Genomic DNA, 23,037 nt, shown 5'->3' with positions numbered 1-23,037 from the left:
TATTGAATTATTATTAATAAGAATATATAATATAAAAATACATTTAAAAATTTTTTTATGGCTCTTTCTAAATTTCTCGACCCCAAGAATGATGTTGCGTTCCGGCGTATTTTTGGTACTGAAAAAAATAAAGACATCCTCATTCACTTTCTCAATGATATTTTGGGGTTCACTGGCAAAGATGAAATAAAAGAAATAGAATTCCTCAGCACTATTCAAGATGCTGAAATTGCCTCTGATAAGCAAAGTATAGTTGATGTTCTTTGCAGGGACTCTAGTGGGGCTAGGTATGTGATTGAAATGGTGCGACCTGAAAGCCTTCGGTCATATTGTTTAAAAGGAGAGGAATTCATTCAGAAAGAAACTGAAAGGATTCTAAAGCTTATTGAACCAGATGTTTTGCCATCTGAGTCTACGCATCAGTGCGAATTGGGTAACCAGTTGGTGCCGAGCGACGCGGACAATGAACCTCCTCTTGATAAAGAAGATGCTCAATCGTGAGAGAAAGCATAAACTACAAGCATCATGTGGTTGGAGGGCTAGGCTTAGTGGTATGGTGAACGTAAGTGAAGCTTCATAAGTATCGTAACGATTAAAGAGCTAAAGATGCTGATAAGCTCCGACCAAAAGGTAATGTGGATGAGTTACATTTTTCATTTCTGGAGGTACGCAAATAATAATTCCACCGGTATAGAGAAGCCACCTAACCCACTATTGTATGACAAAAGGAACAGGATAAGCCTGTATTTTCGCCTATATGGCAGGCAACCCGCAAGGAATGCTGATGGATGTGCAGGTAAAGGATAATGGAGAAAGCGAATGCCATTTTGTAACGAAATGGATAGAATTTGTAACATTAATTCGCGTGAAAACGAGCAGACTTCCATTTGGTCCCTCATGACAAGAAACTTTGTTAACCACTTAAGGTAGGAAAGCAGATGATTACAAGTACAACTGTAAGTGCACCTACCAATAACTCCGAAGCATGGAACCAGTTACCCTGGAAGAAATGCCAAAAAGTTGTTATGAGGCTACAGAGGCGTATTGTTAAGGCTGTCCAACAAGGCAGATGGGGTAAGGTGAAAACTTTACAACACCTTCTCACACGCTCTTTTAGCGGCAAAGCTTTGGCGGTTAAGAGAGTAACTGAAAACCAAGGAAAAAACACAGCAGGTGTAGATCGTCAAATATGGTCAACTTGCAACACAAAATTTCAAGGAATAAAGCTATTAAAACAAAGAGGATACAAACCTTCTCCGCTAAAACGGATATACATCAGTAAGTCTAATGGCAAAAGAAGACCTCTTGGAATCCCTACGATAAAAGATAGAGCCATGCAAGCATTATACTTGTTTGCTTTGGAACCGATAGCTGAAACGATCAGTGATCGTCACTCTTATGGTTTGAGACCAAAAAGATCCTGCGCAGACGCTACTGTGGCTTGTCACTTGTTACTGGCAAGCCGTAACCAACTACAATGGATACTCAAAGGTGATATTAAAGGGTGTTTTGATAACATTAACCATGAATGGCTCATGAAGCATATTCCTATGGAGAAGAAAATTCTTCATAGCTGGTTAAAAGCTGGCTTCCTAGAATCAAAAACTCTGTATTCCACAACTGCAGGTACCCCACAAGGTAGTATCATCTCTCCAATACTAGCAAATCTAGCCCTAAATGGACTTGAAAAATCATTGGAAAGTCAATTTGGTAAACTTGGCAGTAAAAGAAGAAGCAAAATCAGAAGTGGAGTAAATGTAATCAGGTACGCAGATGACTTTATCATTTCAGGAATCACACGTGAAGTACTGGAAAATGAAGTAAAACCTCTAGTATCGTCCTTTCTTCAGGAGAGAGGTCTTATCCTTTCCGAAGAGAAAACAAAAATTACATCTATTACAACAGGGTTTGACTTTCTTGGTTGTAATGTACGCAGGTATAATAAGAAGTTAATTATAAAACCTTCAAAAGAAAGTATTAAGAAACTTCTTAATAAAGCACGTACATTGATAAAGGCAAACATAGCGAACACTCAGGCCGTACTAATCAAGTTGCTCAATTCCCTATTAAGGGGATGGGGAAATTACTACAGCCATGTGTGTGCGAAAAGAGCTTTTAACAAAATAGACCATGAAATTATGTGTGCTCTATGGAAATGGGCAAAGAAAAGACATCCTCGTAAAGGATTACGTTGGATAAAGAATCGTTACTTCAAGGTAATGAAACAACGCCAATGGGTCTTTGCTGCACCCATATGCAAGAACAAACCGAAAGAGATAAGGTAATTAAGACTGCTTAGGTTGATTGATATACCTATCAGACGACATGTTAAAATCAGGGCGGATGCAAATCCACTTGACTTAAAATGGAAAAAGTATTTTGATGAAAGAGTGAAACAAACAAAAATGTTAGCAAGCTCTTTCTCAAGAGAAGGTTCTCTACTGTTGGTGTCACCATTAAGAATGATGTTTTCTGAGGAATCATGAAGGACAAGCCGGTTCGAGAAAAGAAGGACTTAGATAAGGGGCTCAAGCGTAGTGTGGGGAAACCTGCATGCTGCGTTTCTAAGGGAGGGAGTAGTAGCAATACTACTTCCTTACCTAACCAGCTCGCTCGTGATAAAGGCTTTGAAAAACGCGCACAACTTTATGCTGCTAAGGCTTACTCAAGACAAGCTGATAAATCTGGTAAATACGTTGATTTAAAGAAGATTTTCTTTATCGCGATTTCAAATTGTACCTTATTCCCTGATAAGCTTGACTATATATCTAGCCATACCATAAGAGATGAAAAAACCAATGAGCATGACTTAAAAGATTTTCAATTTATCTTCATAGAGCTGCCAAAATTTCCTAAGAGTAGAGAAGAACAACTAGAAAGTGTAGTAGACCGTTGGCTATTTTTTTCAAATATGCAGATGAAACAACGGACGAAGATCTCAGAAAAATTGCGGAAAAATCACCAATAATAAAGCTAGCATATGATGAATTAGATAAGTTTCACTGGAATGAAAAAGATCTAATAACTTATGAAGAAAGAATAATGGATCTGCGCAAAGAAGAAGCCATTCTTGAATACAGACTTGATCTTGCTAAAGAGGAAGGTAGAAAAGAGAGGAAAATTGAAGTCGCAAAGAATCTACTTAAAGCAGGTGTTTCTTTTAATATTATAGCTCAAACTACTGGTCTTTCTATGAGTGAGATCAAAGAATTGCAGAATTAAGTGTGAATGGTTACGAAAAATATAAGTTTTTGCGATAAACGACATAGTGATATATTTGTTGTTCAGCATGTCAGTGGAATATTTTCTGGTATCTGTTCAGATGCATGGCTAATGCTGAAACAAAAATTCCAGTGCTCCTTTTTTTGTCATCCCAGTCTGGGATCCAGATTGGGCACTAAGTTGGTAAACACGAAAGCGCTTTACAACGTTTTTGATGGAACTGTGCAAAAGGACTGGATACCAGTGTCAGCTACTTGCATGACACCCATTTGTTCCTATAGTTGCTTTTCTCGTCTACCTTATTTTGCCACTCATCTGAACAGATACCCATTTTGGAGGGATACCAATAATAGTTGTGAGCGGTACAAGTTTAGTCCATATACCTTCCAAGCATAACACGCTCACGAAACTTTAATGCGATAGCTTGGTTTCTACTGAAAGACAGCATTATGCCAAGTGCGATGCTCGAAGATAAAAGAGAAGAACCACCATAGCTAAGTAACGGCAGGGTTATGCCGGTGGTAGGAAAAACACTCAATGTTACCCCTATGTTTATTATGAATTGTGTGATGAATTGCATTGAGATACCGAGAATCACCAACAGATTAAATAATTCATTTTCCCTATATGCAATGTAAAGCAAGCGGGCGGAAATGATGCCAAATAACATCAATGTGGCTAAGCACGTAATCAAACCAAATTCTTCTGCTAAAACAGAAAACACAAAATCTGTATGACAATCAGGAAGAGAGGCTTTTACGCTACCTTCACCAGGTCCAACTCCAGTTAATTGACCTCTTTTGAATGCTTCTAATGATTTTGTGACTTGAAAGTTATCGCGCTGCGTAAAAAAGACAAAATTGTAAATCCTTTGCTTTATATGTGGGAGGCATAAGTAAGCTATTGTAGTTCCAGTTGTGGCCATTCCTATTATGCATAGAAAGTATAAAAATGGTATACATGCAATAAACATTTGACCGATAAAAGAATATGTTAAAAGCATAGACATACTGAAATCAGGTTGCAAAAGTAACAACACAAAAACTAACAGAAATATTATGATTGATATGTGTGTTTTAAACTTCATTTCGCTGGCCAAGATACTAGCTATAACAACAGAAAAAAATGGCCTTACGAACTCAGATGGTTGAACAGAAATTTTGACAATATGTAACCATCGTTTCGCACCTTTTACCTCTATACCAAGTATTATCGCAGTTGCTACTAGAATAGTAAATAAAGCGAAACCTGCGAATGAGAGGTTAAGTATAGTTCTTGTGCTGAGAAAAGAAAATGTCACCAAGGTAATTAGTGACAGGACTATATAAATTGTATGGCGCCGTATAAAATAATCCTGTGGTAGAGAAAGACGCTGCGCAATTACAGGGCTTGCTGAATAAACAAGAATGAAGCTTATAGTGAGCAAAAAAAACACTGGAAGGATGAGATAATAATCCAGCGTTCTATACCAGAGTTTAATATTCATTTTGTTCCAATGTGTAATGCCACTATTCCATAGCTCATATTATGAAACTCAACATTCTTAAAGCCTACCTCTTCAATTTCCATTTTAAAATCAGCCTGAGTTGGAAACTCTCTAATGCTCCTCACTAAATATTCATAAGAACTCTTGTCTTTAGCAACTATGCTGCCAATTTTAGGAATTACTTTAAATGAATATAAGTCATAAAGTTTGGTAAATATCTCATTTTGATAGTGCATAGGGGCAAATTCTAAGCAGATAAATTTCCCATGTGGTTTTAATACCCTGTGCGCCTCATTTAAAGCCTTCTTGCGGTCAGAAACATTTCGAATGCCAAAAGCTATTGTGCAATAATCAAATTCGGAGTCTTCAAATGGTAAACTTTCTGCACTTGCACATACCCAATCAAAATTAATTTGGTTTGAATTTATAGCTTTATCACGTCCTCTGTTTAGCATGTTTTGATTTATATCGCATACTGTAACCTTAGCACTTGGCTCTTTTCTTACTACTCTTATTGCTATATCTCCAGTTCCTCCAGCAACATCTAAAACCTTAGAGTTTTTTGTAAAATGCACACTATTTACCATCTTATCTTTCCATAATCTGTGCATTCCGAGGCTCATTATATCATTCATGGTGTCGTAGCGACTTGCCACGGAATCGAATACCTCTTTAACTAATTGTGATTTCTTCTCGATTTTTATAGTAGACATTACGTAAAAACTCCTTTATAATTAGTAAAAATTAATTTGAATTAACACAAATGTCAACGACAGGCCTTGAGCCTGTTAAAATCTTCTTCAGCGTGGTATGATGACCGAGTTAGTGGGCTTGATGCAACCACTAAGAAACCTTTGGAGTAAGCAATGTATTTATAATGCTCAAACTCTTCTGGGGTAACATACCTATCAAGTTTTGCATGTTTTGGAGTTGGTTGTAGATATTGACCAATTGTAATAAAATCAACCTCAGCACTGCGCAAATCGTCCATAACCTGAAGTATTTCCTCTTTTGTTTCTCCAAGACCAACCATAAGCCCTGACTTTGTGAAAACTTTAGGATTAATCTGCTTTACCATCTTCAACAAATATAGTGAATGAAAATAGCGAGCTCGTGGTCTTATTTTTGCATACAATCTCGGCACTGTTTCAATATTGTGGTTATAGACATCAGGTGATGCAACAGCGATTGCTTCAAATGCTCCTTTCTTATTTAAAAAATCAGGAGTTAAAATCTCTATTGTTGTTTCTGAAGTTATCTTTCTAATTTCTTCTATGCACTGTATAAACTGATTTGCGCCACCATCTGGCAAATCATCACGATCAACGGAAGTAATGACAACATGTTTTAAGTTTAACTTTTTTATTGCTTTTGCTAAATTTTCTGGTTCATAAGGATCTAGTTTATCAGGAATGCCAGTTGCAACGTTGCAAAATGCACAAGCACGAGTGCAAACAGAACCGAGAATCATCACAGTAGCATGACGTTTATTCCAACATTCACCAATGTTTGGACATGCAGCCTCTTCGCACACTGTATGCAAGTTATGCAGTTTAACTATGTTTAAGGTCTCATTGAATACTTCACCGGTCGGAGCTTTTGCTCTGAGCCATTGAGGTTTGCTATGCATCTGAAACTGCTAACTCTACCTCTTGCTTTACTAAAACTTTTTTCAACCTTCTTTTTATCTTCTGCGCTTTCTCACTTAGTTTAATCGTTCTTGTGTTGAGCAAAAAAGCATCTAAATCACCTTTGTAATCTATAGTTCTCAAAGTTCTTGTTGCCACACGAAATCTAAACTTTTTATTCAATATATCACTTGTCAACGTAACCTTATGTAAATTTAAAAGAAAGGTACGCTTTGTTTTACGATTCGAATGTGATACCTTATTACCAAAAGATTTTTTTCTATTTGTTAATTCACAAACTCTACTCACTTCAATATACCAAATTATTCTATGTACTTAGATTACCTTATATAGTCAAATAGTCAATACTCTCTTGCTTAATTTTTATACCATATACTGCTTTATAACCAAAAAATATCGTAATTTTTTCTATTATAAGAGAAATCATATGCTGAATTTCCAATGCTTTGCTGCCATTTGTTACTACCAGATGCAACACACCCGAATTTATATTCTGTGCATATGAGATCTTTTTCGGTTTTGTACACTCTGCTATTTCTTTCCCTACTATATTTCGCCAGTTTAAAATAAGACGTATTTCATTTTTACTAATCTTATTTTTCATGCATTTTAATGCATAGTTTTCAATTATAGACTTTAATTTTTTTGGACCGCTACGTTTGAGCATTTTTCTGTTTTTTTAGTAAGTAGATAATATAAAAGTATACATATAACTTGAGATTTTGTCATTACTGCTACATGTTTGTGAGATACCGTGACGGTATGACCATAATCGTCACTCCGCAACGCATATTGCATAGTCGTCATTCCGCGGCGTGTTCGCGGAATCTAGCTCTGGTCACGCTACTTAGATGACAACCTTCTAACTGCTTTACAAAGGCTCTACCCTCTGGCCTCACACCGTAAAAGCAGTATTTTTATGCAAAACTTATCTCAACGTAGCACTTGTCAAGATCGTTCCATTCAAAAATTTTTGTTTTGCCTCATAATTAACCTTATAGCTGTTTTAATTGTAATTGGTTAAATTATTATTAACTTGCCAGGCTAGATCCAAAAAATAGCATAATCAATATGCAAATTGCAATAGAAATCACGTTTGCGTATGGTTTATTGCTATGCAGTTAATCTTTCCTCAATCCAAGCTGCTTGAATAGCTTCGAGTATTTTTTCGTTACAGCGTTTTTCATCATCATCAAATTCCTCTAAACTCAATACCTTTTTTTTAAGCTCAGTGAATCTAATACTAATTATATTCTCATCTGGAAATTTTTCTTCCAGAGCTTCTACAATATCTTCTATATCAAGCCATTTCATACTTTTTTGTATTTATCTGCTAAGTTAAATTGGTGCCCATGGGGAGACTTGAACTCCCAAGGTCGCAAAACCCACGGATTTTAAGTCCGCTGCGTCTACCGATTCCGCCACACGGGCTTTTTTTATCTATCTAGAGTAAAACTCTACTACTAAATTGACTTCCATGTCTGCTGAATAAGGAACCTCAGAATATTGAGGTGACCTCAAATACTTCACTGAATGCTCTTTACTATCTGCTTCTAAATAATCCGGAGCCTTGCGCTCTTGTTTTTGTTCAGCCTCTACTACTACAGGGATTTTTGCTGCCCTTTCTCTTATTTTTATTATATCACCTGGCTTCACTCGATAACTCGATATGTTAACCACCTTATCATTAACTGTAACGTGCTTGTGAGATATGAGCTGCTTTGCTGAGTAAATTGTTGGAACAAGACCAGAGTGGTATAAAACAGAACTTAATCTCGATTCTAAGATACCGATAAAATTATCAGCCGTATAACCCTTTCTGTTATAAGCATCTAAAAATGTACGTCTGAGCTGCTTACTTGAAATCGCATAGTAAAACTTAAATTTCTTATGCGCAGCAAACTGCTTACCAAAGTCGGATAACTTCTTGAATCCAAGAATACCATGTTGACCTGGAGGGTATTTCCTTTTGTTTACTGGGTCTTTAGCTCTACCCCATAAATTTACACCAAGTCTACGGCTAATCCTATACTTTCTAGTGATAACAGTTGTCATATAAAAACTCTCACGATTTAACTTTAGATTATTAAGGATTTTAGCACTCAGTGTCAACTTGTTTTTGCTGATATAATCTTTTATACTTCATTTTTAAGTTTTTCTATTAACACATGAATCATTCACATTTAAAATCTATGGCAAACGCCATCCGTTTTTTATCAATTGATGCAGTACAAAAAGCAAACTCTGGACACCCAGGTATGCCACTTGGCATGGCAGATGTTGCAACTGTTTTGTTTGCTAAATATCTGAATCATAATCCTGATGATTCTAAATGGTTCAATAGAGATCGCTTTGTTTTATCAAACGGTCATGGGTCAATGTTACTATACTCAATATTATATTTGACAGGTTATATTAGCGTAGATGAGCTAAAAAACTTCAGACAAATGGGATCCAAGACCCCAGGTCATCCAGAGTTCGGCTTGACTTCCGGGGTAGAGGCAACAACAGGCCCGCTCGGTCAGGGGTTTGCCGCTGCTGTTGGCATGGCACTTGCTGAATCGATACTTGAAAAGCAGTTTAGAATCAATCACTACACTTATGTGATGCTAGGGGATGGCTGTCTTATGGAAGGAATAAGCCATGAAGCAGCATCACTTGCTGGGCATCTTAAATTGAATAAGCTTATAGCTCTTTTTGATGATAATGATATTTCTATAGATGGCGCTACTTGCCTTTCCTGTTCTGACGATGTAGAGAAACGCTTCTTAGCGTATGGATGGAATGTTGACAAAATTGATGGCCATGATTTTGATGCCATATCCCTTGCAATAGAGCAAGCAAAAAAGTCTGATAAACCTACAATGATCTGCTGCAAAACTATTATCGGAAAATTTTCAAGCCGTGCTGGCACATCCTCTGCTCACAGTGGTGCTTTTTCGGAGGAAGACATAAAACAGATGAGAGAGAAATTAAACTGGAATTATGAACCATTCCATGTACCAGAAGATGTGAAAAATGCCTGGAAGAAAACTGTTGAGAGAGCAAAACAAAACTACACGATGTCATTCCAGCGCGTGACGCTGGAATCCAGGAAAGAAGAAAAAGAATGGATCCCAGTGTCAAGCACTGGGATGACAAGAGAGAGTACTGGGATGACAGGGTATCATGCAGAACTTCAAAGACGGTTAGATAAACATCTACCAGATAATATCGCTGGTGTTTTAGCTGACCTGAAGAAACAAATATGTGAGCTAATGCCAAACGAAGCTACTCGATCTTCTTTCGGCAGAGTAATGGAACTTTTAACTGAGTCTATGCCGGAATTAATCGGCGGTTCTGCTGATCTTACCGGGTCAAATTGCACTAAATATGAGCACATGCAGGTAATAAATAGCAATAATTATAGTGGCTCTTATGTCCACTATGGAGTGAGAGAGCACGCTATGGCAGCATGTATGAATGGTATGGCACTTCACGGCGCGATTCTTCCTTATGGCGGCACTTTTTTGGTATTTTCCGACTATTGTCGTCCTGCTATACGTCTTTCAGCTCTGATGAAGCAGCAGGTTATGTATGTCATGACTCACGACTCAATTGGAGTGGGAGAAGATGGCCCGACTCATCAGCCAATAGAGCATTTAGCCTCTTTGCGTGCTATACCAAATCTATATGTTTTTAGGCCAGCCGATGCAGTTGAAACTCTGGAGTGTGTTAGCATTGCACTCGAAAAGAAAGAATCTCCAGCACTGTTTGCGCTCTCAAGGCAAAACGTAAGTTACATGCGCAAGTTCTACTCTGATATCGATCAATCTGCTAATTTATCGAAGTTTGGTGCATATATTTTGTGTGAATGTTCAAAAGAATTAAAAGTGACGATATTTGCTACGGGGTCCGAGGTTGAAATTGCAGTTGAAGCAAGGGAGAAATTGCAGGAAAAGGGTATAGGTACAAGGATTGTTTCTATGCCATGCTGGAGGCTTTTTGACAAGCAAAGCGATGAATATAAAGCGGCAATATTAAATAATGACAGCATTAAAGTTGCAATTGAAGCCGGAAGTGAAATGGGTTGGCATAAATATATAGGTTCAAACGGTATATTTATTGGCATGAAAAGCTTCGGAGAATCAGCACCTTATAAAACACTCTATGAGCATTTTAATATCAGCGCAGATCATGTGGTAAAATGTGTGTGTGAGAAACTGGTTTACATTCAGTAGACTTCTTGCATAACCATATGAAAGCCCACTCTTCTTTGTCATCCCAGTACGTGACGTTATTTCCATCCAAGATGATGTCATTCCAGCACTTGACACTGGCATCTAGTTTTCTTTACAAATTCACCAAAAGTGCTTCATTCTATAACGCAAAACCCATACTCACCAAACCCAATGCATTACTTGCAATTAAGTTTCCTGGATCCCAGTGTCAAGCACTGGGATGACACCTTTTCCGGTAGAAGATCACTATCAAATCACATTGCTCTGGTCATTATGATCACCATTATTTTGTTCAACTGATTGATCGACCCCAGGTGAAGAAGAATCATCATAAGGTTGTGTGTCAGACTTTTCTTCGTCAGACCCAAACAACCATGAAAAAAACCACCAAAAAATGATGCAATTAATGAAAAAGGCTTCATAAGTATACTAAACAAACTACCAAAAAAAGAGCTCGGCTGTTCTTCTGTTTGTGCAGGTTCTGTGGAAGCAACAGGACCTACATCGTTGTCTTGTACATCAGTTCCTTGTTCTGCACTGGTGGTGCTGGTTTTTTCCCCTTCTTTGCTATTATCTGATTGTAGTTCAGTATCATCACCTACTCGTTTTTCTTCCTCTTGACCCCCTTCACTATCTGTCGATGATCCACCCGCTGAACCATCATCAGATTTTTCTGCGGGTTGCAATAGAGTTTTTATTCCTTCATCAGTGGCTAATTTGAAAGGAGTGTTTCCATGTTTATCTTCTACATTAACATCGATTCCATCTTTTCCCAATAGGGCTTCTACTGCCTCTTTATGGCCCTTTACAACGGCCCAATGTAAAGGAGTCTGTTCTGCAAGTTTATCTTTTATATTAACATCGATTCCTTCTGCTCCCAGTAGAGCGTTCAATATATTTATATCTATGTTGTCCTTTTTAGCAGCCAAATGCAAAGGAGTCCTGTCATCTTTATCTTGTGCATTAACATTGATTTCTTTTGCTCCCAGTAGAGCGTTCAATACATTTATATCTATGTTGTCCTTTTTAAGAACAGAATGTAAAGGAGTATCTTTATTCTTATCTGCTAAATTAACATCAATTCCCTCTTTTCTAAGTAGAGCGTTCAATACATTTATATCTATGTTGCCCTTTTTAAGAACAGAATGTAAAGGAGTATCTTTATTCTTATCTGCTAAATTAACATCGATTCCATCTTTTCCCAATAGGGCTTCTACTACCTCTTCATGGCTATTTTTAGCAGCACAATGTAGAGGAGTCTTTCCATCTTGATCTGTTGCATTAACACTTGCTCCTTGATTTATTAGATCGTTTACTGTATCGATATCACCTCTTCCAGCAGCCTTAAGTAATTCATCTGTGTTTTGTAATAGAGTTCGTATGTCTTGAGTAGTGGCTAAATCTAAAGGAGTGTCTCCATTTTCATCTTCTGCATCAACATTTGCCCCTTTGTCCAATAGAGCTTCTACTACCTCTTTATGGCCCTTTTCAGCAGCCCAATGTAGAGGAGTCTCTTTCTGCTGATTTGTTGCATTAACATCGATTCCTTTTACTTGCAGTAGGGCTTCTACTACCTCTTTATGGCCCTTTTCAGCAGCCAAATGTAAAGGAGCCCTATCTCCATCTTGTGCATTAACATCGATTTCTTTTGCTCCCAGTAGAGCGTTCAATACATTTATGTCTATATTGCCCTTTTTAAGGACCAAATGTAAAGGAGTTTCGCCATATTCATCTTGTGCATTAACGTTGATTCCTTCTGCTCCCAGTAGAGCGTTCAATACATTTATATCTATGTTGTCCTTTTTAAGAACAGAATGTAAAGGAGTATCTTTCTTGTTATTTGGTAAATTAACATTGATTCCATCTTTTCCCAATAGGGCTTCTACTACCTCTTTATGGTTCTTTACAGCAGCTAAATGTAAAGGAGTTTCTTGCAACCAATCTGTTGCATTAACATTGATCCCATTTACTTTCAGTAGGGCTTCTACTACCTCTTTATGGCTCTCTACAGCAGCCCAATGTAAAGGACCAATCTGTTGCATTAACATTGATTTCATTTACTTTCAGTAGGGCGTCTACTACCTCTTTATGGCCCTTTTCAGCAGCCCAATGTAGAGGAGTCTTGTTATCTTGATCTTTTACATTAACCTTTGCTCCTTCACTTATTAGACTGTTTACTTCCTGAATATTACCGCTTTTAGCAACCTCAAGTAATTTAGCTGTGCTTTGTAATAGAGTTTTTATTTCTTCGTCAGTAGTTAAAACTAAGGGAGTGTTTCCCTCTTCATCTTCTGCATTAACATTTGCCCCTTTGTCCAATAGAGCTTCTACTACCTCTTTATGGCCCCATACAGCAGCAATATGTAAAGGAGTCTCTCCTTTATCATTTTCTACCTTAACATCTGCTCCTTCACTTATTAGACGGTTTACTGCATCAATATCACCTCTTTCAACAGCCTTAAAAAAATTATCTCTACTTTGTGAACTACTCATCCTACACCTCTTTGTAAAACTATATTGTTATGATAAAGTCGTTAATAATCTATGAGCTCTCACCCCCTGTAAAATTATATTATCATGATAAAGTCATTAATAACCCATGAGCTCTGGATCACGCAAATAATGGTTATTCCCTGTGTTTTTCAGTACATTTGAGCTGGCTGTACATAAGAATCGCAATTGTAGAGCATGCTATTGTTAATAGTAAATTTGGTAAAATACCATAGCGAAAAAATTTTCCTACTATATATATTCCAATAGCCCCAAACATCATATTGCAGAATGAGAGGACTGCACTACCAAGCCCTATACCTTTGATCGTTTCTAAAGCAGAAGTTACGTTATTGCTTATTATTAATGCAAGTCCGATATTGGCTGGAATCCAAGCAGTTTGAAGAATGAATATATTCAACTTGTCCGCGAAATAAAAATATACCAATAAACTATCGGATATTATCGGTAACACCAAACCTATTATTAGCATTTTGCTAACCCCTACTTTTGGTACATACCTTCTATTAATTAAAGTTCCAATTATGTAGAATATGACTATGATCGATATGAGGTAGCCAAAATACTGTACTTCAATGCCCATCGATTCAAATATGAACGGGTAGTTAGCAATGTATGCCCAAAGCCACATGAAAGTTAATCCATGAATGGCTGAAAACCCAAGGAAACGATAATTTCTAAATATTGATATATATTGCTTGAAGATATTAGTAGTTATGTTAGTTATACTGGTTTCATTTTTATTTACAGTGAGTGTTTCTTGTAACTTAAAGTAGATAAAAATAAGTATAGCAATTGCCGCGAGTGACATAATAAAAAACAAAAATTTCCAATGATACCCATGTGAAATTATATAACTGCCCACCACTGGAGCTATTCCAGGTGAGAGTGCCACAACCATATTTAATTTTGAAATTACTCTCGAGTATTCACTACCCGAGTACATATCCCTTATTGCTGCATACCCAACAACACCTGCAACACCAGCTCCTGCCCCTTGTATGAAGCGAATTAGTATCAAGAGCATAATACTGTCGGCTATATAACACATGACACTTGCCAAAGTAAAAATTGTCATACCAATCAGCATCATTGGACGCCTACCATAATGGTCCGATAATGGACCATAAATTAAGCCAGATACCGCAAATCCAACTAGATTTAAGCTAATTGTAAGCTGCACTACACTGCCTTCTACTTTAAAATAATTGGCAATGCTTGGTAGTGCAACTGAGTATAGGTCAGTTGCCATATCGACAATTGCTACAGACAATATCATAATAAGAGAGATGATATTTTGCGAAAGAGCTGTTTTCACTTAATGATTTACTGGATTAAATATACTTAATTATAATGTATTTTTTTCATTAGTATATTAAATTAACTACTGAAATTAAGAGTAGCTATTCAAGAAAAAGCCTGTGAAGGCTCTATCCAGTAGGGCAGTGCCATGACTACTTGGATCTAGTTTCCATTATACAATTTCATCAAAGCAGTTTACTTACTTGCAATTAAGTTTCTGGATCCAAGTAGTCATGGCACTGGGATGACAGGAGAAGGAGGCTACTTAGATGACACCCTCCTAGTGGATTCAAATCACAATGTTCGTACAGTTATGTGCTTTGACACTGAAATCTTAAGCTAAAATCATGAAAAGCACGAATTTCAATATCTTACCTTTGATTATTCACTTTAAGCTTTAAGTCTTCAACAGAAGATGCATTTGCCTCACTTACTACCTTTAGTGGTTCACCAAGGCTATGTTCCACTTTTGTCTCAAATTTAAAGCCCAATTTTTCGCAAAGCTTCTGAAAATATTCAACAATAACATCAAACAAATTCTTACCACTTACTTTGTAGTTTTTTAGCTCTTTAGGAATGGTAAGAAGTACTTTACCATCTTCATATGTTACATTTTTATCTTCACATTTCAGTTTAAACTCCACTGAACTGCAAAAACCTGGTGTTTCGATATATGTACAATCATCATAGTTAAGCATTTTTGTATATTTCATGCTAAAACTAAGCTTTATACAATTGGGTTCACGACAATCCATAATATACTCTCTTGTCATACAGTTGCTTTGCGTTGACAAATGAAAAGATCCAAGAGCTTGACTCATATCATTAAGAAGAAAATGAGTATATCCGCCCTGATAATAGTTATTTATTAACTCCTCAATAATAGAGTTATTGGGAATTGTTGCACCAACGTGTTTAAACATTTCTGTAAAAATTTGTCTGAGAAATGGACGATAATTCCCTTTTCCGTTTTCATCCCGTAGAATTAGATTTTTATGTTTTAAATACAGATTGTTAATAAATTGTTAGTTATTTTTTGTCCGTTAATAGCAAGGCCGTGTGTTCTATTAAGATCCTTATATGTTCCCTCACCAGAAATTACTTCGTCCCAAGTGTTAGCTTTGAAATCAGCATATTTGAGCTTCTTCACTTCAGCTTTCAACGCATTGACCATTTCCTTTGACATGTTATATCTCTACCATTAATACCTGTATATTAATTCTAGCACTTACTTTATTAAATTTCAATTACTAAATGAATTTATCACTTTCACTTCCGTATTTTCCAGCGAGTCACCGTAAGTCACTGCTTTTAGGTAAAACTTTTTTCCCCTTTGCACTTCGAAAGATATTACTGAATCATCAAGCAGAGTAAATTTTTCACCTGCGGTGTGCTGATACTCTTTGGTGCCCTCTTGCCCTCTAATTAGGTTGCTAAGCTTATATTTATTTTTATCTATAAGTTCGGCACTCTGAAATTTTACTATCTCTTTTCCAACCAGTGCTAAATTGCTTACATTTATAGTACTAACATTAGTGCTTGTAAAACCCTCTTCTGTCATCCCAGTGCCCAGACACTGGGATCCAGGAGAAATATGGTCAAGCGCTGGAATGACACCATCACTTAAATAATGGTTATATGAAGAACTCAATACACCAAAACGTAACACTACTATAAGCCCCTCGTCGGTAGATTCCATTACATATCCGTAAGTAGACTGCTTGTTTGTGTTTGCGATAGGCTTATAATCCTTATCGTTGTACGAAATAAAGAGTGTTGCTCCTTTCCAATTCTTTTCCTCACTAATTAAAGTAAAGCTTGCACTATTACCTTTAATATCCGGTAAATCTATCATTTCTACGATGGTTTTGCTGATATGAGAAGGAGGGTATTCCTTCAGCATAAGTGACCTTGTTGAAGGAAAAGAAAGCTTATATATAGAGTGATCATAACCAACGCCAATTACTTGAATGGACATGCTTTCAAATTTCGTTTTTATAATTCTCACCGTATGTTTTTTCTCACTGTCTAAAATCGTTATTACATCACTTGGCACAAGCCACGCATATTTTATCGGTAGCTTGAAATTGTATATATTTCTCTCTTGCCACGAAGAATAAAGTAAAACCTCAGCGATATTTTGCGCCTCTCCCTCCTCCATAATGAGCGGTATTTCAACTGTTATAGCAGCGCCTTGCTTTGGCAACTCAGCATATTTAACATCAATTGGATAGCCAAAATTGCGATTAAAATAAACGACGTTAACTTTATTGTTTAAATCTAATTGACTGATATTAGCAAGTTTTGAATTGTTACTGAAAACCGTTTCACCAATTGGTATTTCAGTCGTAACTCCCCTGCCCTTTTGGACAAATTTCAGTTTAGAGTCCTGTTCAACCACATCAAAAAAATAGCAACTTTGCAGCATTTTAATAATTGAACGTACCGATTGCTGGTCATTTATTACATATCCAGACAATAATCCTTTAATATCACTCGTATCGAACTGATCGCTTTTTAAACCTGCTTTTTGTAATAGATCCGATAAAACATCGGAAATATTAAGCTGTGAAAGCTTTCCCTGAATCCAATGTCCTGTCTGCCAATTATGGCAGTCAGTCCACATATCACACAAATTGGGGAAATAAGGAAATGGCCTTGCATCCCATGCCCAGAGAAACATTTTTTCTACCATTTCCGAGCTTTGCCACTTCTTTAGCGTTCCTTCAATTGCAATTTTTTGCGAAAGAAAGCTCACCTCTCCGTTTGAATATCGTGGATATTTGCTCTCTATGCTGCCTTTATCAACAAACACATTTGGCTCATTAGTGCAGCCGTTCATACTGGGAAATCCATACTCAGTAAACCATATTTTTTTCATTTTTGGTTGCCATTTCGTTTTACTACCACTGGGGTTTATGTGAGTTTCACTCCACCATTTCTCTATATTTTTCCACGCATACCTGCTGTCGTTATACTTTACTTTTTCAGGTTCACTCTTTGAGTAATCATAGAAATAATCATACCCCACTCCACTGCTCCAACCACCCATTACATCTTCCGCGGAATAACCAAAAGGAGGCTCTGGACCATCAGTCAGTGGAAAATAAGCATCTATGCCAATAACGTCGATGTACTCTGAAGACCAAAGCTCATCCATATTATACCAACCATCATATGAATGGTATTCACTCCAATCAGCAGCGTAAGTTACCGTTACTTCTTTTCCAAGCTGAAGTTTTATTCGCTTTGCAAGCTTAACTAGCTCTATAACGGCAGGGTAATTCCCTTGTTCATCCCTGATTTTGGTAAGTTGCGCAAATTCAGATCCGATGATAAACCCTTCCACTTTAGTTTGTTTGGCAATGCTTGCATAATGCTCTATGAATTTGTTATATTGATTCTCAAAAAAATCACTTATATCCCCAGGGGTCCCGCTCAATTTTCCTCGCCACTCTTTGTTCTTTGTGTCAAGTAAGGGCATTGGATAGAGCATCACCTTGTAGCCTCTGCTGTGTAGCTCTTCTATATATCTTATCAACGCTGCATCACTAACTGTGTCACCATACCTTGGGTTTCCACTCGCATCTTTTGAAATTAGCTGAGCATTATCTCTGGTTACACCCCCTACTTGCCAATCATCAGGTAATATTGCGGAATCATCTTGAAATTCAACTGCAGGATATATTTTACAATCTTTAATGTTCAGATCATTCACAAACCAATTGACTACCACCGACACCAACTCAACATTTGGCAAATCTTCTTTTAATTGATCCAAAGAAAGCATTGCATCGCTCTTTTTAGTGTGGTTGTTGTGATTTACCCTTTGCGCCAGCCCATATGGGATATATTGGTTGCTGCTTATTTTCTCTTGCGCGATTTTCTTCTGTATTTTTGTATCATATACAAACTCACCTGAACCTGGTATGATATTGATATTCCGAATATTTTCCGCTATTGAAAACCCAACGGGCTTTAATGCAGTTCGCACTTCAAATGTAAATATCGGGACGCGATTGTTATAGTCTGCTAAAGGAAAATTCTTGATGACTATGTAAGATATTCCCCTATAAGCCGGCACATTCCCCTCTCCTTCAATTGATGACATAAATGGATCAGGATTTTGGTCTTCTCTGCCGCTGTAAAAAGTATAATCTATTTCATCAAAGCTAAGTGATGTTGTATCTGCCCAGATTCTGTTTAATTTTTCTACTTTCCCCTTGCAGATCGCAATTGCAAGCGTTGCGTAGTAATTATATGTAACGTTCATACCTCTTCCAATTTTGCTTTTGGTGGTTATCGCCTCTTCTTTTATTGGCTGTGACCAAATAATGTTCCCTGCAACACGAGCAGTGCCATAGATAATTGGAATCGTTCTGCCGTAGGTTGAGGTTTGAACTTGCAGATTTTTTAGTCTCGTACCATGCGTTACTTTTTGCTCGGCATCAAGGCCGAACATTGCCCCATCTAGCTGTGCACCAAGAAGAGCACCGAGTTCTGAGCCGATAATCCGGCCAATTGGACCAAAAATGCTGCCTGCTTGACCAAAAATTGATGATAAAATTATTGTAGACATGGTAATCCTCCTTTTGATAGATTTTTTTGAAATTGTTGAGAGAAGATCCAAGTGTCACGCTACTTGGATGACAAGAAAGTGGTACTGAGATGACAGATACTATGATAAGAAATTCAGCAGCTTACAATGGATAGTTGAAGTTTTTAATTAAGAAAAGCACACAAGTAAATCGTGTAGCTATAGTTATTGTAAGCAACAATGAAAAAGTGCGGAAGTGAAAAATTTATGTTGATTTTATATTAATTTTTAGTACAATTTAGCATTATAACCTGGGGGTGCCAATGAAATTTGAAATGTCGGAAGAAAATAGTAAAAGAGTCTTGTCTGGTACAAAATGGATTACTAATGTTGGTCAAAACTATCTTACATCACTGAATAATAGCACTAAACCAACTAGTTCTGGAAAAAAATTAATCAATGCTTTTTTACTTGTTCCAATCATCGTGCCTACTGCTATAACAGCATTATCTCTTAGCTTAACTATGCTTTTTTTGAATGCTGTTAATGTTCAAAAAGATGATTCTAAATTATCTAAAGTAATAAAGTTTATAGTTAGCTCTCTAATCTATATAGCTGCTACCGTGGTTTTAATTCCGTGCATTGTATTAAATCTAATAATTTCACTGATACCTGGTCTTATTTTTTATTACATTCATAAAGACATAGAAAACAGTCAAGGTCAACCAGTAAATAAAGTTGAGATAAGTAATGATAAAGAATACAATGAGCGTGTTGAAAAAGAAGCTAGCATATCAGGAACTGACCAACATCAAAATAATGAAGAGCACGAGCAAAATGAACTAAGGAGTAATAGTCAAAGTAATTCAGAACAACACCATTCAGCATGTAATCAAGCATTAGTAAGTAATGGTCAACTACATAATCAACCGACTGTAGAAGTAATATCTCGAGAAGTGGGTAATACGCGATTTGTAGACCAGACTGTTATAGCAAAGGATATAAATAATGATGGTATACGAGATGGTGGAATGGTGATGCGAACAGTTGGAAATGATCGTAACTTCACTGTTTGTGGTGTTGTTACCGGAAATGCTACTAATAAACAAGAAGGTTTCGCTACTGCTATGGGGTTTTCATGTAACATTGTTGCAAATGGAATAGATTTCCAACTTGGCTGCAGTATGCGCACTGGAACTGACAAAAAGCAAGCAATTAAACATCTTAAGCAAAGTGAATCAGCGCGAACTTTGCTATCTGGTGATAGTGGAATATTGTCTATAGAGCAGTTTGGTAGCTCACAACGAAAGCAGTAATTATTTCACCAGCGGCAAAGTAATACCATGCTGATCCATATATTTTCCTTTCATATCATCATATGATTTCTCGCATTCACTTTCGCCGCTTAAAAATACGAATTGGCATGCGCCTTCATTAGCGTAAATTTTCACAGGAAGTGGAGTGGTGTTTGAGAATTCGAGTGTGACATGACCTTCCCATCCAGGTTCTAAGGGAGTAACGTTTACTATAATTCCACATCTTGCGTAAGTTGATTTACCAACACAAATGACCAGTACATTCCTTGGTATACGAAAATATTCCACTGTACTTGCAAGCACAAAGCTATTTGGTGGAATTATACATACGTCTGTTTCCTTATCTATGAAACTATTCTCAGAAAAATTTTTAGGGTCCACGATGGCTGAATTAACGTTAGTAAAAATTTTAAATTTATTATCCACTCTTGCATCGTAACCATAAGATGATAGTCCGAAAGATATAACACCTTTGCTGCTTTTGTGGTTCACAAAAGGTTCTATCATTCCAAAATTTTCAGCTTTTTCTCTTATCCATTTATCTGGCATAACTGCCATAATTGCCCCTTAAAGTTGTGTAACACTTACAATAATATAAAATAAAATTTAAATGTAAACTGTAGCTTTTGTCATGCAATTAAAGCTTTTCAGTTTGATTTTTTATTACAATAATTAGATTTATGTTCTTAACTAAAAATAATGCTTAGAAACTTTCTCCTGATTTTTGTATTCGTATTATTCACGCCGCTATCAAATGCTGATGCCAGGAAATACATCAGAATTGTTGGATCTTCAACTGTTTTTCCTTTTATCTCGTTTATAGCCGAAGAGTTCAACCGTGTATTCTCCTTTAAGACTCCAGTTGTGGAATCGATAGGAAGTGGATCAGGATTCAAAATGTTTTGCTCAGGAATAGGGGAAGACACTCCAGACATCACCACTTCATCTCGCCCTATGAAGGAAGTAGAAAGAGAACTATGTAAAAGGAATAAAATTAATGAAGTGATAGAAATCATCATTGGCTATGATGGAGTTGTCATTGCAAATTCAAATCAAAGCCATAGATTTGATTTCACAAAGAAGGACTTATTTGAAACTTTATCTGCATATTCTCAAGAAAATGATAAATTAGTAAAAAGTAATAAGAAGTTTTGGTCTAATGTCAATCAAGCCTTACCAAAAACAGAAATTGAAATTTATGGTCCACATCAAAATACAGGTACATACGAAACTTTGGTTAATTCTATTATGCTTGATCAATATTCATGCATGAACTCGAGAATTTTCAAAGAGAATTATAAAGATCAGGAAGAAAGAAAGAAAGCATGTGGTAATATAAGGGATGACGGAAGGTATATAGAAGTTGGAATTAATGAAAATATAATAATACAAAAATTGAAAAGTAACAAGAACGCCTTAGGGATATTTAGTTTCAGCTTTTTAATGAGGAATCAAGATAAAATACAAGGGAGCACAATTGCAGGAATTGAGCCAACTTACGAAAATATATCATCGGGAAAATATATATTAGCAAGACCTCTATACCTTTACATAAAGAGGGAACACTTGGATACTGTTGATGGATTAAGAGAATTCGTAAAAGAAATTATAGATTCGATCGGCATTGAAGATGGGTACCTATCTAGGCTTGGTCTAATTCCACTTTCAAGTGAAGATATAAAGAAAGCTTCAGCAAAGGTTTATGATATAACGTGACGGCAACGTTTCTTTTATATTCTTTGTTCTAGCGTAGTCAGACCCAGCGCGGCGCGCTGGGATGACAATGGATTACTGATTAGGCAGTTCTGCGTTGTTGCAACACCCAGAAACAACCGGGTTCAAACTTTTCGTATTTGGACTTTCTGATTTCTCACAAACTCCTCCAATATAAGCTAGTACAGCCAATGCTGAAACTGCTGAAACTTCTAAAACTAATGCAACTACAGGATATGCCAGCACATAGGCTGCAATAGCACCAACTACGCATAGTCCAATAACGCCTAGAGCGATCTTCCCTTTGTATTCATTAAGCTTTATTTCTCTGTCCTTTTTATAACCCTTAACTTCTTGAATAAAGTCTTCAAGCCATCCCTCACCAGCTATATTAGCATACTCTTTTTGTTGCTTTTCAAGAGAACCTATTATATAGTTATCTTCTGTATTTTGACCTTCTCTATTAACCATGTGGTCTTCAAGCCAGAAGTTACGAACATCAGGGGAAGCTTTATCCCAAAGAAGTTTAGTGATCTCTTTTATCTTTTCAAATTCTTCTTTGCCAAGATTTCTTTCATAGTCAACCATCAGAGGATAAATTAACAAGCAATCAATATCAGTAGCATCACTCCAATATACATTTCGCGTCAAAACACTTTCTACATCTTCACCGCAATTCTCTAGTGCTGTTTTAACTTGATCAACATTAAGACTTCTTATTGCACGCCTTAGTGCCATATCAAGATCCATTACCCTCTTGTGCTCTTCTATTTCTTGAATAACTGTTTTAAGAGCAGGTATGTTATAAAGGCCAAATCCTCGAAAACTCTCTATTGCACGACAACACACAAAATCACGAGTTTTCTGATTAGCAACTTTCCAAATTTGTTTAATGATCTCTACGTTTTCTCCAATTTCTCCTTGAACTTTAACTCCAGCGTCAAGACCAATAATAGCAAAATCTAAAAAATTATCTTTGTAACCAGCCCCAATCCCCTCGTGGTTCAAAACTGCTTGTATATTATCACATTCATTATTGTCGAATATGCCCTGGACCTTTTGAGGGTAGTTATTGCTAATT

Annotated in this window: 20 protein-coding genes, 1 tRNA gene and 3 pseudogenes; 9 read left to right on the top strand and 15 right to left on the bottom strand. The window is 36.7% G+C overall.

The features are described from left to right. Positions 1 to 57: 57 nt before the first annotated feature. The 5 genes and pseudogenes from R0F62_RS04910 to R0F62_RS04890 form a co-directional block, all read left to right on the top strand. A pseudogene (locus tag R0F62_RS04910) lies at positions 58 to 303 on the top strand (PD-(D/E)XK nuclease family transposase); the annotation flags it as partial. Between the two features lie 454 nt (positions 304 to 757). Further along, the gene (locus tag R0F62_RS04905) at positions 758 to 901 is read left to right on the top strand and encodes a hypothetical protein (RefSeq protein ID WP_173862902.1); all 144 of its coding nucleotides are present in this window, start codon (positions 758 to 760) and stop codon (positions 899 to 901) included. Positions 902 to 938: 37 nt separating this feature from the next. Further along, positions 939 to 2,285: a group II intron reverse transcriptase/maturase gene (ltrA, locus tag R0F62_RS04900; protein ID WP_316659861.1), complete on the top strand. Its 1,347-nt coding sequence runs from the start codon at positions 939 to 941 to the stop codon at positions 2,283 to 2,285. A gap of 15 nt (positions 2,286 to 2,300) precedes the next feature. Then, the gene (locus R0F62_RS04895; RefSeq protein WP_084741732.1) at positions 2,301 to 2,486 is read left to right on the top strand and encodes a hypothetical protein; all 186 of its coding nucleotides are present in this window, start codon (positions 2,301 to 2,303) and stop codon (positions 2,484 to 2,486) included. Beyond that, positions 2,483 to 3,222: pseudogene (locus R0F62_RS04890) on the top strand (Rpn family recombination-promoting nuclease/putative transposase). The gene R0F62_RS04895 and the pseudogene R0F62_RS04890 overlap by 4 nt, the downstream one beginning before the upstream one ends. 370 nt (positions 3,223 to 3,592) lie before the next feature. On the opposite strand, the gene R0F62_RS04885 reads toward R0F62_RS04890, so the two are convergent. The 8 genes from R0F62_RS04885 to rpsD form a co-directional block, all read right to left on the bottom strand. Continuing rightward, a complete protein-coding gene (locus R0F62_RS04885; protein ID WP_274979114.1) occupies positions 3,593 to 4,708 on the bottom strand; it encodes an FtsW/RodA/SpoVE family cell cycle protein in 1,116 nt (371 codons plus the stop codon). After that, positions 4,705 to 5,421: a bifunctional demethylmenaquinone methyltransferase/2-methoxy-6-polyprenyl-1,4-benzoquinol methylase UbiE gene (gene ubiE, locus R0F62_RS04880; protein ID WP_010962557.1), complete on the bottom strand. Its 717-nt coding sequence runs from the start codon at positions 5,419 to 5,421 to the stop codon at positions 4,705 to 4,707. Before ubiE ends, R0F62_RS04885 begins: the two co-directional genes overlap by 4 nt. A gap of 53 nt (positions 5,422 to 5,474) precedes the next feature. Further along, positions 5,475 to 6,338, bottom strand: coding sequence for a lipoyl synthase (gene lipA, locus R0F62_RS04875; protein ID WP_317051347.1), 864 nt, complete (start codon positions 6,336 to 6,338; stop codon positions 5,475 to 5,477). Beyond that, positions 6,331 to 6,645: a 50S ribosomal protein L28 gene (gene rpmB, locus R0F62_RS04870; RefSeq protein WP_006279619.1), complete on the bottom strand. Its 315-nt coding sequence runs from the start codon at positions 6,643 to 6,645 to the stop codon at positions 6,331 to 6,333. The genes lipA and rpmB overlap by 8 nt, the downstream gene beginning before the upstream one ends. 37 nt (positions 6,646 to 6,682) lie before the next feature. Then, positions 6,683 to 7,024, bottom strand: a complete 342-nt coding sequence (locus R0F62_RS04865; protein WP_010082513.1) for a DUF721 domain-containing protein — start codon at positions 7,022 to 7,024, stop codon at positions 6,683 to 6,685. Positions 7,025 to 7,470: 446 nt separating this feature from the next. Next, the gene (gene iscX / locus R0F62_RS04860; RefSeq protein WP_010962556.1) at positions 7,471 to 7,671 is read right to left on the bottom strand and encodes a Fe-S cluster assembly protein IscX; all 201 of its coding nucleotides are present in this window, start codon (positions 7,669 to 7,671) and stop codon (positions 7,471 to 7,473) included. 30 nt (positions 7,672 to 7,701) lie between these two features. Further along, positions 7,702 to 7,788, bottom strand: a tRNA-Leu gene (locus tag R0F62_RS04855). A gap of 9 nt (positions 7,789 to 7,797) precedes the next feature. Then, on the bottom strand, positions 7,798 to 8,412 hold the full coding sequence (gene rpsD / locus R0F62_RS04850; RefSeq protein WP_010962555.1) for a 30S ribosomal protein S4: 615 nt from the start codon (positions 8,410 to 8,412) through the stop codon (positions 7,798 to 7,800). 113 nt (positions 8,413 to 8,525) lie between these two features. Between rpsD and tkt the strand changes: the two genes are divergently transcribed. Both tkt and R0F62_RS04840 read left to right on the top strand, forming a co-directional pair. Beyond that, positions 8,526 to 10,577 carry a transketolase gene (tkt, locus tag R0F62_RS04845; protein WP_316659880.1) on the top strand — a complete coding sequence of 684 codons (2,052 nt, stop codon included), beginning with the start codon at positions 8,526 to 8,528 and terminating at the stop codon, positions 10,575 to 10,577. 17 nt (positions 10,578 to 10,594) lie between these two features. Beyond that, positions 10,595 to 10,801 (top strand): hypothetical protein, encoded by a 207-nt coding sequence (locus R0F62_RS04840; RefSeq protein WP_138264940.1) that lies wholly within the window; start codon positions 10,595 to 10,597, stop codon positions 10,799 to 10,801. A 30-nt stretch (positions 10,802 to 10,831) separates the two neighbouring features. Here the strand turns inward: R0F62_RS04840 and R0F62_RS04835 are convergent, their stop codons facing one another. The 5 genes and pseudogenes from R0F62_RS04835 to R0F62_RS04815 all read right to left on the bottom strand — a co-directional run bounded on the left by R0F62_RS04835 (position 10,832) and on the right by R0F62_RS04815 (position 18,969). After that, on the bottom strand, positions 10,832 to 12,619 hold the full coding sequence (locus tag R0F62_RS04835) for an ankyrin repeat domain-containing protein (RefSeq protein WP_274979112.1): 1,788 nt from the start codon (positions 12,617 to 12,619) through the stop codon (positions 10,832 to 10,834). Next, positions 12,573 to 13,070 carry an ankyrin repeat domain-containing protein gene (locus R0F62_RS04830; protein ID WP_274979111.1) on the bottom strand — a complete coding sequence of 166 codons (498 nt, stop codon included), beginning with the start codon at positions 13,068 to 13,070 and terminating at the stop codon, positions 12,573 to 12,575. Before R0F62_RS04830 ends, R0F62_RS04835 begins: the two co-directional genes overlap by 47 nt. A gap of 133 nt (positions 13,071 to 13,203) precedes the next feature. Continuing rightward, positions 13,204 to 14,367 (bottom strand): multidrug effflux MFS transporter, encoded by a 1,164-nt coding sequence (locus tag R0F62_RS04825; RefSeq protein WP_010082551.1) that lies wholly within the window; start codon positions 14,365 to 14,367, stop codon positions 13,204 to 13,206. Between the two features lie 394 nt (positions 14,368 to 14,761). After that, positions 14,762 to 15,576: pseudogene (locus R0F62_RS04820) on the bottom strand (hypothetical protein). Positions 15,577 to 15,633: 57 nt separating this feature from the next. Next, a complete protein-coding gene (locus R0F62_RS04815) occupies positions 15,634 to 18,969 on the bottom strand; it encodes a glycoside hydrolase/phage tail family protein (protein WP_274979110.1) in 3,336 nt (1,111 codons plus the stop codon). Between the two features lie 281 nt (positions 18,970 to 19,250). Between R0F62_RS04815 and R0F62_RS04810 the strand changes: the two genes are divergently transcribed. Then, complete coding sequence (locus R0F62_RS04810) at positions 19,251 to 20,243, top strand: hypothetical protein (protein ID WP_274979109.1); 993 nt, start codon at positions 19,251 to 19,253, stop codon at positions 20,241 to 20,243. Here R0F62_RS04810 and dcd read toward each other — a convergent pair whose 3' ends face one another. Beyond that, complete coding sequence (gene dcd, locus R0F62_RS04805; RefSeq protein ID WP_317051346.1) at positions 20,244 to 20,801, bottom strand: dCTP deaminase; 558 nt, start codon at positions 20,799 to 20,801, stop codon at positions 20,244 to 20,246. 141 nt (positions 20,802 to 20,942) lie between these two features. Between dcd and R0F62_RS04800 the strand changes: the two genes are divergently transcribed. After that, the gene (locus R0F62_RS04800; RefSeq protein WP_274979107.1) at positions 20,943 to 21,959 is read left to right on the top strand and encodes a substrate-binding domain-containing protein; all 1,017 of its coding nucleotides are present in this window, start codon (positions 20,943 to 20,945) and stop codon (positions 21,957 to 21,959) included. 72 nt (positions 21,960 to 22,031) lie between these two features. On the opposite strand, the gene R0F62_RS04795 is transcribed toward R0F62_RS04800, so the two are convergent. After that, positions 22,032 to 22,964 carry a hypothetical protein gene (locus tag R0F62_RS04795; protein WP_317051345.1) on the bottom strand — a complete coding sequence of 311 codons (933 nt, stop codon included), beginning with the start codon at positions 22,962 to 22,964 and terminating at the stop codon, positions 22,032 to 22,034. Positions 22,965 to 23,037 lie beyond the last annotated feature (73 nt).

The organism is Wolbachia endosymbiont of Drosophila aff. chauvacae BK-2020 (assembly GCF_032848195.1).
GTDB classification, from domain to species: Bacteria; Pseudomonadota; Alphaproteobacteria; order Rickettsiales; family Anaplasmataceae; genus Wolbachia; species Wolbachia pipientis.
This window is presented reverse-complemented; position numbering and strand designations above follow the sequence as displayed.

What these genes read in the sequence shown, in the direction of transcription:
- R0F62_RS04905 (WP_173862902.1), top strand. Translation starts at nt 758, where the DNA reads ATGGCAGGCAACCCGCAAGGAATGCTGATGGATGTGCAGGTAAAGGAT.
- ltrA (WP_316659861.1), top strand. Translation starts at nt 939, where the DNA reads ATGATTACAAGTACAACTGTAAGTGCACCTACCAATAACTCCGAAGCA.
- R0F62_RS04885 (WP_274979114.1), bottom strand. Translation starts at nt 4,708, where the DNA reads ATGAATATTAAACTCTGGTATAGAACGCTGGATTATTATCTCATCCTT.
- ubiE (WP_010962557.1), bottom strand. Translation starts at nt 5,421, where the DNA reads ATGTCTACTATAAAAATCGAGAAGAAATCACAATTAGTTAAAGAGGTA.
- lipA (WP_317051347.1), bottom strand. Translation starts at nt 6,338, where the DNA reads ATGCATAGCAAACCTCAATGGCTCAGAGCAAAAGCTCCGACCGGTGAA.
- R0F62_RS04865 (WP_010082513.1), bottom strand. Translation starts at nt 7,024, where the DNA reads ATGCTCAAACGTAGCGGTCCAAAAAAATTAAAGTCTATAATTGAAAAC.
- iscX (WP_010962556.1), bottom strand. Translation starts at nt 7,671, where the DNA reads ATGAAATGGCTTGATATAGAAGATATTGTAGAAGCTCTGGAAGAAAAA.
- rpsD (WP_010962555.1), bottom strand. Translation starts at nt 8,412, where the DNA reads ATGACAACTGTTATCACTAGAAAGTATAGGATTAGCCGTAGACTTGGT.
- tkt (WP_316659880.1), top strand. Translation starts at nt 8,526, where the DNA reads ATGAATCATTCACATTTAAAATCTATGGCAAACGCCATCCGTTTTTTA.
- R0F62_RS04840 (WP_138264940.1), top strand. Translation starts at nt 10,595, where the DNA reads ATGAAAGCCCACTCTTCTTTGTCATCCCAGTACGTGACGTTATTTCCA.
- R0F62_RS04835 (WP_274979112.1), bottom strand. Translation starts at nt 12,619, where the DNA reads ATGCAACAGATTGGTCCTTTACATTGGGCTGCTGTAGAGAGCCATAAA.
- R0F62_RS04830 (WP_274979111.1), bottom strand. Translation starts at nt 13,070, where the DNA reads ATGAGTAGTTCACAAAGTAGAGATAATTTTTTTAAGGCTGTTGAAAGA.
- R0F62_RS04825 (WP_010082551.1), bottom strand. Translation starts at nt 14,367, where the DNA reads ATGATATTGTCTGTAGCAATTGTCGATATGGCAACTGACCTATACTCA.
- R0F62_RS04815 (WP_274979110.1), bottom strand. Translation starts at nt 18,969, where the DNA reads ATGTCTACAATAATTTTATCATCAATTTTTGGTCAAGCAGGCAGCATT.
- R0F62_RS04810 (WP_274979109.1), top strand. Translation starts at nt 19,251, where the DNA reads ATGAAATTTGAAATGTCGGAAGAAAATAGTAAAAGAGTCTTGTCTGGT.
- dcd (WP_317051346.1), bottom strand. Translation starts at nt 20,801, where the DNA reads ATGGCAGTTATGCCAGATAAATGGATAAGAGAAAAAGCTGAAAATTTT.
- R0F62_RS04800 (WP_274979107.1), top strand. Translation starts at nt 20,943, where the DNA reads ATGCTTAGAAACTTTCTCCTGATTTTTGTATTCGTATTATTCACGCCG.